General features: G+C 69.9%; 5 protein-coding genes and 1 tRNA gene. 2 read left to right on the top strand and 4 right to left on the bottom strand.

All coding sequences use genetic code 11. The features are described 5' to 3' along the window. The first annotated feature begins 83 nt into the window (after positions 1-83). Entirely contained in the window at positions 84-455 is a 372-nt protein-coding gene (locus K8640_RS39390; protein ID WP_046714029.1) for a DUF1330 domain-containing protein, read from the top strand. A 16-nt stretch (positions 456-471) separates the two neighbouring features. Here the strand turns inward: K8640_RS39390 and K8640_RS39385 are convergent, their stop codons facing one another. After that, entirely contained in the window at positions 472-2,127 is a 1,656-nt protein-coding gene (locus tag K8640_RS39385; RefSeq protein ID WP_223751783.1) for an amidase, read from the bottom strand. A gap of 108 nt (positions 2,128-2,235) precedes the next feature. Here K8640_RS39385 and K8640_RS39380 point away from each other — a divergent pair, with 108 nt between their 5' ends. Next, the gene (locus K8640_RS39380) at positions 2,236-3,294 is read left to right on the top strand and encodes a patatin-like phospholipase family protein (protein ID WP_141323124.1); all 1,059 of its coding nucleotides are present in this window, start codon (positions 2,236-2,238) and stop codon (positions 3,292-3,294) included. A gap of 13 nt (positions 3,295-3,307) precedes the next feature. Here K8640_RS39380 and K8640_RS39370 read toward each other — a convergent pair whose 3' ends face one another. The 3 genes from K8640_RS39370 to K8640_RS39360 form a co-directional block, all read right to left on the bottom strand. Next, positions 3,308-5,707: a cation:proton antiporter gene (locus tag K8640_RS39370; RefSeq protein ID WP_370640442.1), complete on the bottom strand. Its 2,400-nt coding sequence runs from the start codon at positions 5,705-5,707 to the stop codon at positions 3,308-3,310. A gap of 261 nt (positions 5,708-5,968) precedes the next feature. After that, the gene (locus tag K8640_RS39365) at positions 5,969-11,041 is read right to left on the bottom strand and encodes a myxosortase-dependent M36 family metallopeptidase (protein ID WP_223751782.1); all 5,073 of its coding nucleotides are present in this window, start codon (positions 11,039-11,041) and stop codon (positions 5,969-5,971) included. A gap of 496 nt (positions 11,042-11,537) precedes the next feature. Continuing rightward, positions 11,538-11,611, bottom strand: a tRNA-Met gene (locus K8640_RS39360). Between the last annotated feature and the right edge of the window lie 2 nt (positions 11,612-11,613).

Raw genomic sequence — 11,613 nt, 5'->3', positions numbered from 1 at the left:
GCACCACACTGCGCGTCTGGGAGACAATGGCTCGCCGTCTCGATGGGGGGCGGATTGATTCACAGGAGCGAGGAGGCATCACCGTGGCCGTCGATCCGCAGGGCAACGACATCCAGCGATTTCTCCAGGAAGACCCCGGCGGTCCCCTGGTGATGATGAACCTGGTGAAGTTCAAGGAGGGAGGCCGCGCCTCGTTCGCCGAGTACGCGAACGCCGTGATGCCCTTCATGCTGAAGGCGGGAGCGCAGCCGCTGTACGCGGGCGACTGCTCCACCCCGCTGGTGGCCGAGCCGGGCCAGACGTGGGACGCGGTGATGCTGGTGCGCTATCCGAGCCGCGCCGCCTTCCTGCAGATGGTGAGCGACCCGGAGTACCAGCGCTTCAACCACCTGCGCACCGCCGCGCTGCACGAGGCGGTGATGCAGGCGACGCTGCCGTGGGCCGCGTCGCCCTGAGCGGTGTAGCGCCGACTCAGCGCCCGGCGAGCAGCCGCAGCTCGGCGGTGGGCAGGAAGCCGGGCGGACGTCGGTGGCGGGTGGCCTGCTCGTAGGCGTAGGCGAGCTTGAGCAGCGTGGGCTCGCTCCAGGCCTGACCGATGAAGGACAGCCCCACGGGCAGCCCGCGCACGTAGCCCGCGGGCACGGTGAGGGTGGCGTAGCCGGAGACTGCGGCGGGCGTGGAGCTGCTGCCCAGCCAGTGGTCTCCGTTCACCAGGTCGATGAGGCTGGGAGGCGCCTCGGTGGGGGCGACGAGCGCGTCCAGGCGGTGCTTGCGCATCACCGCGTCCAGGCCCTGCTCACGCGACAGCTTGCGGCACGCGGCCAGCGCCTTGCGGTACTTCGCGTCGGTGAGCGGCCCGCGCGCCTGGGCCTGACGGAACAGCTCCTGGCCGAAGTACGGAAGCTCCCGGTCCGAGTGCTCCTCGTTGTAGCGGATGAGGTCCGCGAGCGTGCGCAGCTTCGTCTGGTCGCCCAGGCTCGTGAGCCAGGCCTCCGTGCCGGCCTTGAACTCGTACAGCATCACCTCGAACTCGTGCTCCTGGAGTTTCTCGACGTTGGGGATGGGCGCCGGGTCGATGATGATGGCGCCCTTGGAGCGCATGACCTCCAGGGCCTGCTCCGCGAGCGCGTCCGTGGCGGCGTGGTAGCCGTAGTAGTGCTCGCGCGGGACGCCGATGCGCGCGCCCTTGAGCCCGTCGGCGTCGAGGAACTTCGTGTAGTCGAGCCCGGTGTGGCCCTCACTGCGCGCGGTCGCCGCGTCCGCGGGGTCGATGCCCGCGAGCACCGTGAGCAGCGCGGCGGCATCCGCCACGGTGCGCGTCATGGGCCCCGCGGTGTCCTGGCTCTGGGAGATGGGGATGATGCCCGCGCGGCTGATGAGCCCCACCGTCGGCTTGAGGCCCACCAGTGAGCACGCCGAGGACGGGGACACGATGGAGCCATCCGTCTCCGTGCCCACGGACACGGCGCAGAAGTTGGCCGAGGTGGCCGCGCCCGAGCCGGAGCTGGAGCCCGACGGCGTCCTGTCCAACGCATAGGGATTGCGACACTGCCCGCCCCGTCCGCTCCAGCCGCTGGCCGAGCGCGTGGAGCGGAAGTTGGCCCACTCGCTGAGGTTCGTCTTGCCGAGGATGACGGCGCCGGCCGCGCGGAGCTTCGTGACGAGGAAGGCCTCGCGAGGAGGCACCGCGCCGACGAGCGCGAGCGAGCCCGCCGACGTCTGCATCCGGTCCGTCGTGGCGATGTTGTCCTTGAGCAGCACGGGGATGCCGTGGAGCGGTCCGCGCGCGCCCTTGCTCTTGCGCTCTTCATCCAGGGCCTGCGCGATGGCGAGCGCGTCCGGGTTCACCTCGATGACGGACGACAGCGGCAGCGGGCCCGAGCGGTCCAGGGCGGCGATGCGCGACAGGTAGCGCTGGGTGAGGCCGTGCGCGGTGTACTTCCCTTCCCGCATGCCGGCCTGGAGGTCGGCGACGGTGGCCTCTTCCAGCTCGAACGACGCGGGCAGGGACTTCGTCGCGTCGGGGCTCGCCGAGGCGTCGAGCGTGGCCAGCGCGGTGGCCGCGGCCGTGCCACCGAGGAAGGCGCGACGACTCAGATTCCATTCGGAGGGCGGGAGCTTTTTCATGGCGTCGCGCGCACTACAGCAGTGGTGCATGAACGGCCGCAACCCGGGTGGGACGATTGGAGGAAGTCCCGCGCACGACGCGTCGCCCTGTTAGCGTACCGGGTCGACATGGCATCGAACCTGACGCTTCTGGCCGGCCCCGACGCACTGCGGCTCCTGCGCGCGCGGGGCCTGCGTGGTGACGACGTGGACGTCGTTCCTGGGGCCTCCGGAGGTCCCAAGTGGCTGGTGCTCGCGGGGCTGGACCGGGCGCTCTTCGGTGGGCTCTTCCAGGGGCGCACCCGTCCGCTGCACCTGATTGGCAGCTCGATCGGCAGCTGGCGGCTGGCGTGTCTGGCGCAGAAGGACCCGGTCGCCGCGCTGCATCGTTTCGAGGCGGCGTACATCGACCAGCGCTATCCGCCCAAGCCCTCCCCCGCCCTGGTGAGCGAGACGAGCGAGCGGATCCTCGACGCGCTCCTGGGCGATGACGGCGTGGAGGAGATCCTCCGCCACCCGTGGGCCCGGCTGCACGTGGTCACCGCGCTGTGCAAGGGACCGCTGGGCGTGGAGCATCCGCGCGTGCAACTGCTCGGGCTGGCGCTGTGCGCCATGGGCAACGTGGTGAGCCGCCGGAGCCTGAGCCTGCATCTGCGGCGCGTCATCTTCGACACGGCGGGCGACACCAGCCCCTTCGTGGGACAGAAGGACCTGCCCTCGGTCCACCTGCCGTTGACGAAGGAGAACCTGAAGCCGGCGCTCATCGCGTCGGGCTCCATCCCGCTGGTGCTCAGCGGCGTGCGCATCCCCGGGGCGCATACGGGCGTGTACCGGGACGGCGGCGTCATCGACTACCACCTGGACCTGGACTTCGGCGCGGGCGAGGGCCTGGTGCTCTATCCGCACTTCTATCCATACGTGGTGCCGGGCTGGTTCGACAAGGCGCTGCGCTGGCGACGGGCGAAGCCGCTGAACTTCCGCAGGGCCCTGCTCATCTCCCCTTCCCCGGAGCTGGTGGCGCGCCTGCCCGGAGGACGGATTCCGGACCGCACCGACTTCGAGCGCATGAGCGACACCGCGCGCATCCGCGCCTGGAACCAGGTGGTCGCCGAGAGCGAGCGCATGGGCGACGAGCTCCAGGAGTTGATGACCACGGGCCGACTCGCCGAGCACGTGCGGCCGCTCTGAAGCGACAGCGGTGCTACGTGCGCGCGGGTGGCTCGCTGTCGAGCTGGACCTTGTCCACGTAGCACCAGCCCCAGCGCTCGCCCGGCTCCAGGGAGCGGATGATGGGGTGGTCCGACTCGTGGAAGTGCCGCGTCGCGTGCTTGTTCTTCGAGTCGTCGCAGCACCCCACGTGGCCGCACGTCATGCACAGCCGCAGGTGCACCCAGGTGTCGCGGAGCTTCAGGCACTCCTCGCACCCGCGGGTCCTCGGTCGCACGGGTCGCAGCCGGTCGAGGTGGCCACAAGGCCCTGTGCCCGGCTTCGGCAGGAACTCGAGGGTCGCCTGCGTGTCGATGAGCTCCGCCGACGTGCGAGGCGCGGCGGGCACGGGCTCCATCTCGAGCCCCTCGGGCGCGGGGGTGCGGAACAGCTCGGCGCAACGCGCGAAGGCGTCCGCGGCGCCCTTGAGCACCAGCTCGTCACCGGCCTCGAAGAGGGTGTGGGGCGTGACGGAGGTCAGCGGCACGTCGTCTCGTCGCAGCTCCAGGACTCCAAGGGCGCCGCCCGCGCGTTCGATGAGCGCCGAGACCGAGAGCCCCACGAGGGGCGCGCCCGGACGGACCGACACCCGGCGGGAGCCGAGACAGTCCTTCTCCAGCGCACAGACGAGCAGCGGCTTCTCCAGCGCGCCGGACATGCGCAGCGCCGCGTAGCCGGAGCGACGCACGGAGTCCTCGTGGCCCTCGATGTCCTCGGGGGATTGGCGGTAGTCCTCGAGCACCGAGGAGAGCACGGCCACCAGGCTCTCCAGCTCCTCGCAGACCACGACGTCCGCGCCGGCCTCGCGCAGCGGCTCCACGTCCGCCACGGCGCGCACGCGGGCGACGAGTCGCAGCGTCGGGTTCTCCATCCGCGCGACAGCGACCACACGGTGGGCCATGGCCGCGTCGTCATCCACGACGAGCAGGAGCTTGGCGCGCTGGACCCCCGCGACGCGCAGCGTGCGCTGTCGGGCGTAGTCGCCGCGGAGCACCGCCATGCCCTCGGCCTCCGCCTCGTTCGCGCCCGGGGGACTCAGCGTGGAGACGAGGAAGGGAATGCCCGAGCCGCGCAGCACGCGCGCGAGCCTGCGTGCCCCATCTCCGTAGCCCGCGACGATGACGTGGTTCTCGTAGCGGGCGAAGGACTCGGCCGCGAGCGCCTCCGCCTCGTCCGTGGTGGGGCCCGCCTGCGCCACCGCGCGATGGACCTTGCGGGTGAGCCGCCCCTGGGCCCAGCCGCCCAGCCGTGACAGCAGCGGCGTGAGCACCATCAACATCACGGTGGCCGCGATGAACGCCTGCGAGCCCTCCTCCAGCCCCGCGGGGAACAGGCCCAGCCGACGGCCGCTCCGCTCCAGCACGAAGGAGAACTCGCCCACCTGGGCCAGCAGCAGCGCGCTCTCCACCGCCACCGGCATGCGGTAGCCGAGCGCCAGCACCGCGATGCCCGTGGTGAGGACCTTCACCAGGAGCACCGCGATGATGGCCAGGAGCACCTCCGGCAGGTGCTCCACGAGGAAGCCCACGTCGAGCAGCATGCCGACGGAGACGAAGAACGTGGCGCTGAAGAGGATTTGCAGCGGGAGGATTTCGCCGAAGGCGTGCTCGCTGAAGCGGCTCTCGCTGACCACCAGCCCCGCCAGGAACGCGCCCAGCGACACGCTGACGCCCGCGAGGCTGGTGAGGTACGCGGTGCCGAAGCACACGGCGATGACGGTGAGCAGGAACAGCTCCGGTGAGCACGTGCGCGCCACCACCTCGAGGAGCCTGGGCATCAACCTGCGCGCCACCACGAGCACCGCGACGATGATGCCCAGTGCCTTGCCGAAGGCCCCCAGGAAGTGGAGCGGCGTATCGCCCTTCCCCGCCAGCACGGGCACCAGCAGCACCATCATCACCACGGCCAGGTCCTGGAAGATGAGCAGCCCCAGCGACACCTGCCCCACGTCCGAGGACGTCTCGCCCCTATCTCCCAGCAGCTTGAGGACGATGGCGGTGGAGGACAGCGCCACCAGGAAGCCCGTGAAGAGCGCGGGCCGCCACGCCACGCCGAACAGCATCAGCAGGCCCATCATCCCCACGGACGAAAGGCCCACCTGGAGCCCGCCGCCGCCGAACAGGAGCTTCTGGAGCCGCACCAGCTTCTCCAGGCTGAACTCCAGGCCGATGCTGAACAGGAGCAGGATGACGCCCAGCTCCGCGGCCGAGTTCACCAGCTCCAGGTCCTTCACCAGCTTGAGCGCGTTGGGACCAATCAGCGCGCCGGCGAGCAGGAAGCCGACGATGGGCACCAGCCGGAAGCGATGGCCGACATAGGCCATGAGCGCGCCTGCGAGAATCAGCACCACGATTTCCTGCAGGAACGGCGCGGTGGCGGTGGCGAGCTGGGGCATGGGCGCGACACGCAGGCCCCACGATGGGCCCGCCGTGTGCCTCCAGCCTGCTCCGGGCCCGCGTCCGGGCTTCATGCCCCACGGGAGCATTCGTGCACCAGTCAGCGCCCGCTGCAGCGCGAAAGCTCAACGGCCGACACCCTCGCGCGAGGATGCCGGCCGTCGGACTGCTTCAGACTGTCTCGAGCGACTCCGGGTCCGGGCCTGTCAGGCACCCGGCCCCGGAGGGTACCACCTCTCCGAGGAGAGGCGGCGTCCGGATCAGCTCACGCGGCGACGACGGTGCAGCAGGCTGAGGAGCGCCAGGGCGATCATGCCCGCCGGAGCACCCGCGCCCGTGGAGGAGCAACCCCCGCCCTCGTCGGGCCTGGCCGTCGCCTGCACGGTGACGCTGTGCGAGGCGCCGCTGGGGTCCTTCACCGTCAGCTTGAAGGAGAAGGTGGCGCTCTCGCCGTCCAGGTCCGGCACGTCCACGCTGAGCACCGCGCGGGTGGACTCGTTGAGCGTGACGCTCGGGCCCCCCGTCTGCTCCCACTTGTACGTCAGGGCGTCACCATCGGGGTCGCTGGACTCCGAGCCGTCGAGCGTCAGCGACGTCTGGGAACCATTGACGATGATGCGGGCCTTCGCCACCGGGTCCTGGTTCGGAATCGGCGACGGGGTGACCTGCACGTCCACCGTGTCGCTGGCGATGACGCTGCCATCGCTCACCGTCAGGCGGAACGTCAGCGTCTCGGCGGCCGACAGGTCCGGCGCGGTGAATGTCGCCACGGCGGAGGTGGCATTGGACAGCGCCACCGCCGTACCCGCCGTCTGCACCCACGTGTACGAGAGCGTGTCACCGTCCTCGTCCGTCGCCGAGCCGCTCAGCGTGGCCGTGGCGCGCGCGGCCACGGTGCCATCCAGACCCGCGTTCACCGTCGGCGCGCGGTTGACGTTCAGCACGTCCACCGACACGTCCTGGGTGGCGCTGGCCGTCCCGTCGGACACCGTCACGCGGAAGGTGAGGACGGCGTTGGCGGCCACCTCACCCGTGGCGAACGTGGCCGTCGCCGTGTTGGCGTTGTCCAGCGTCACCGGCGTACCGGTCAGCTGCGTCCAGGCGTACGTCAGCGTGTCGCCGTCGGCGTCCGAGGCCACGGCCGTGAGCGTGGCCGTGCTGCGCTCGTTCACCGTCACGGACGTCGCCGTCACCACCGGCGCGCGGTTCGCGGGGTGGATGACCACGTTCACCGTGTCGTTCACGCTCGTCTTGCCGTCGGACACCGTGAGGCGGAAGGACAGCGTCTCGTCCCCCGTCACCTCGGGCGCGACGAAGGTCGCCGTCGGCGTCGTGTAGTTCGCGATGGCCACGGGCGTACCGGACACCTGGGTCCAGAGGTACGTCAGGGGGTCGTTGTCCGCGTCCGTCGCGGCGCCGGACAGGGTGACGGTGCTGCGCTCGTCGGCGGATCCATCCGCGCCCGCGTTCACCGTGGGAGCGCGGTTGACGTTGCGCACGCGCACCGTGACGTTGTCGGAGGTCGTCAGGGTGCCGTCGCTGACGGTCAGCCGCAGGACGATGTTCGAGTCGACGGCCACTTCGGGCGCCGTGAAGGTGACCGTCGGCGTGGTCGCGCCAGACAGCGCCACCGCCGCGCCGGACACGCGCGTCCACTGGAACGTGAGCGAATCGCCGTCGGCGTCCGTGCCGCTGCCCGCCACCGTGACGAGCGTGCGCTCGTCCACCGTGAGGTCAGGGCCCGCGTTGGTGACGGGGGGACGGTTGAAGCAGACGCCCGTGTCCGCCACCAGGCTGGTGAACGGGGTGTTGGTGATGCCCGTGAAGGCGATGTTGTCGATGGCCCAACCCGTCGTGCCCGTCGCGTTGTCCGTGCCGATGCGGAAGCGCAGCTGCACCGTCTTGCCCGCGTACGTGGTGCCCAGGTTCAGCGTGGCGGCCACCAGGTTCGGGAAGCCCGCGCTCGTGCCGACGATGGCCTGACGGCCCTGCAGGTTGTTGATGATGCCCGCGGCCGTGTTCAGCGTGCCGCCATAGAGCGGAGTGCCGACGTCCACCCATGACTGCCCGCCATCCTGGGTCAGCTCGATGACGGCGCCGTCGTAGTAGACGGTGGGGTTGGTGCCCGTCTCGAACTGGTAGGCATGGTCGAACCGGACGATGAGGTCCCCCGTCTCCGCCACGTTCAGCTCCGGCGTCTTGAGCCAGAAGTCCGTGGGTCGACCCGCGGCCTGCCCGAGGAACGCGCGGTTCAGGCCACGCGTGTCCAAGGTGGTGAAGGAGAAGTACTGCTCGGTGATGCCACCACCCTCGGCGGACTCCATCTCCCATGGCAGCAGGAGGATGTTGGACTGGACCGTCTCCGTGGTGCTGGTCGCCGGCGCCTCGTTGTAGTTCGTCGTGGCGGCCATCGAGGCGACCACGTCTCCGGGGTTCGCGCTGTCGGGATCCCGGAGCGCGACGGTGAACTCCGCGACCGTGCTGGGCGCCGCGTCCGTCAGCGTCACCGGCACGGACACCGTCGCCTGCTCGAAGGAGCCCAGCGCGGGGATGGCGACGACACCATTGTTGCCGAGGGTGATGCCCCGCGTCGGGGAGATGACCGTGGCGGTGCTCGCGTTCGCCGGCACCGAGCCATTGTTGATGACGGTCAGGACCAGGCGGCCCGTCTCGCCGTTGTCGAGCACGCCGTCGCGATCACACGAGCCCGTCGGAGAGTCGTCCGCGAGCGTGAGCGCCACGAACTCGAGCGAGGCGCCGACCTTGAAGCTCTCGACGACGCCCGCATGCGTGGTGGAACCGCGCGGTGGGGAGATGGCGCCCGGGCCCATGCCGCGCTTGGCGAAGGCCACCCAGAAGCGCTGCGCGTCCTCGGGATCATTCGCCTCGGCGGCGGCGATGAGGGCGTTGCGCGCCTCGTTGTAGGTGGGCGCGGCCGGCGTCAGCATGTAGCCGGTGACCAGGTAGCGCTTCATGCGCGCCTGGGCCTCCTCGAACGGGTGGACCCGCAGCAGGGACGTGTACGCCTCCCAGAGCATGGTGGCCCAGATCTCACCCGAGTTGTGGACCTGCGAGTTGACGCTGGCGCTCGGAGAGATGGGCGCGGTGGTGGGCAGCGGCACCCCGTTCATGATGTGGCGGAACGTCAGCGCGTTCTTCGCCATGTCCGACGAGTAAGCCACCCGGCGGATGCCGTAGAAGGCGCTGTCCAGGGAGATGGCGCGCGTGGCGAACTCGCCCGGGCCGTAGGCGCCCATCCAGTTGGCGTTGGACTCGACCTGGATGTCCTCCGGACGCGTCATCATCAGCAGGCCGTGGAAGTCCGCCCAGCCCTCGCCCATCGCGCGGCCCTGGTTGTTGGTGAGGCCCGCGGCGTTCTGGACGAGGCGGTTGCTGATGTAGTGACCCCACTCGTGGGCCACGATGAAGTTGTCGACGGTGCCATCCGGCCGGTACGTCGCGGTGCGGTTGAGGTGCAGCGTCAGGCCCGGCGCGTTGCGGATGCGGGTCGCATCCGGCAGGGTGATGAGCACCACGGGAATGCCGATGGTCCTCGAGGAGCCACCGAGGTTCGCGACCGCGCCCGCCACGTTGTTGGCGATGATGACGGCCGCGGCGCCAGCCGCCTCCGCGTTCTGCACCTTCACGACGAAGGAGCACTCAGGGGGGCCGCCACGGTCGATGATGGCGATGTTCCCCGCCACCTCCGCGGCGTTGGTGAGGGGGCTGCAGCCATCACGGTCCGTCGAGCCAGGACCCGCCGCGTCCAGCGCGTTGACAGCGGGCCGCGTCAGGTCGAAGCCCTGCGGCCCCATGTCCATCGCGATGCCCACGGGGACACTGCCCGCGACCTCGGAAGGTGCCGTCACCGTCAACGTCGCGATGCGCTCCGCGTTGAAGACGTACATCTGCATGACGGGCGAGGCACCGTCCGCCGGCGTCGACATGTTGGCGTTGTTGGTGCCGCTGTAGTCCTGCGCCTCCGCGAGGACCGGGTCACCGCCGATGCCACCGCGACCGAAGTTGTCGGTCTGCGCGTTGCCCGACGCCTCGTCGAAGCCGGAGTCGTAGTACCAGTCGTGCAGCCAGTTGTTCACGAAGAACAGGCTGGTGGTCGCCGCGGCGATCTGCTCGTCGTTGATGTTCGGCCGCATGTCGAACTGCATCGTCCGGTCGAACACGCCGGGCGCGGTGACGGTGGGCCGCAGATCTCCGGCGGAGAAGCGCGGGGGGGCCACGAGGTCCGCGTAGGCGTCCACGTTGTTGCCCGTCGTCACCGTCGCGTCCGCGGGCAGCCACGGGTCGTTCCGGCTGAAGGGCGCGTTCTGCAGCGTGATGAGCGCGGGGGGCACGAAGGCCGGGCGGAAGCCGGTGGGCGCGCCGTCCGGGTGCGGGCTCGCGTTGGTGCCCGCGGGGCCGTCATGCGGCGTGTACGGAGGCGTGGTGTCCGCGAACGCGCGGTAGCTGAAGGCGGCCTCCTCGCGCATGTTCTTGCGCATGAGGACCTGCCCATCCACCGCGGAGATGACGTACGAGTACGCATCCCACTCGAGGCTGTCCTCGCGTCCGCTCTGCACCTCCACGTAGTACGCGGGGACGAGCCTGTCCTCGAACGGGTAGTAGAGCGGCCGGGCCCGGGCCGGGACGCGCAGCCCCTCCTCGAGGGGACGCGCGTAGGTCGCGAGCGAGAAGTGCGTGTACCGGTCTCCAGGCCGCGCGCTCTTGACCTGCGCCAGCAGGCTCGCGTCCAGGCGCGTGCCGGTGACGTCCTGGTACGCGGCGGCGATGGCGGCGCTCGCGCTCCCCTTGAACGCCAGGCGCTCGGGGACGGCGCTGGTGGACACGTGCTCGGACAGCGCACCGGACAGGCCCACCACGGAGTTGCCCTTGTCGAGCAGCACCGTCACGTTGTTGCGGAACACCTCGACGCCGCCGAACTCCTGCGTCAGCGTGACGAGCCGGGCGTTGCCGAGCAGCTTCACGGAGGTGACGCGCGCGCCGGCCTCCTCGAAGGAGCGGAGGCCGAAGTCGGAGGCGTAGTCCTTCAGCTGCGAGAGCGCCGCGGCCTCGGGCGACATCTTCGCGAGCTTCGCACGCTGCGACTTCTGCGCGTCCGTGGTCCGGGCCCAGATGAAGCGAGGAGCACTCGAGCCTGCCGCGGGCAGCGAGACACGCGCACTCGTGTCACCAGCCGCGGACTTGAGCTTCGCGGACTTGGGCTCCGCGGGCTTGGCTTCCAGGTATGCGTCGTAGTTCGGCAGCGTCCGAGCGAAGGAACCGGTACCCGAAAGTACCAGCGCCAGGCCGGACAGCTTGGCAACCAACCTTCTCACGTGGGGGTGCTCCCTTGGGAAAGCGCGGGGGTAGGAAGCCACCCCGAAGAGACGGGTATTGCGCGCCCCGGACAGCTCACCGGGTACACGGATCTCTTCGGGAAGGCCCCCAGGTGACAAATTGTCACCTGTTGAAGAGATTAGTGCCTTTACTGATGTAGGTTGAAAGGCGACAAAGCCGTTTTTTCTACGCTCGCGGGAGATTTTCATGGGCACGGGAGACCCAGCGCAAAATTTCTCCAGCAAGGACAGAGGGTTGCAATGTCCCTGGCACACATTCCACTGAGGACGGACCTACCCAGTTTCTCCAGAGTCAAGTCAGTGATGACCCGCACGGTGGACAAAGTGTCGCGGCGGAGACAGGCGGGACTCGGAGCCCCTCTGGCGAAAGCTCGACGCGAGCCTGGGCAACGGCACGCGGAACTCGCGGAGCAGGACGCCTGAAAAGCGAAACCCCATCCTCCGGAGCGGGAGGATGGGGTCTCTTGAAACATCATTGCGGGGGCAGGATTTGAACCTGCGACCTTCGGGTTATGAGCCCGACGAGCTACCAGGCTGCTCCACCCCGCGTC

It is taken from the genome of Myxococcus sp. XM-1-1-1 (genome assembly GCF_020037095.1).
In the GTDB taxonomy this organism is placed as follows: domain Bacteria; phylum Myxococcota; class Myxococcia; order Myxococcales; family Myxococcaceae; genus Myxococcus; species Myxococcus fulvus.
Note: the sequence above shows the minus strand (reverse complement) of the source record. Positions and strands in the feature narration are given on the sequence as shown.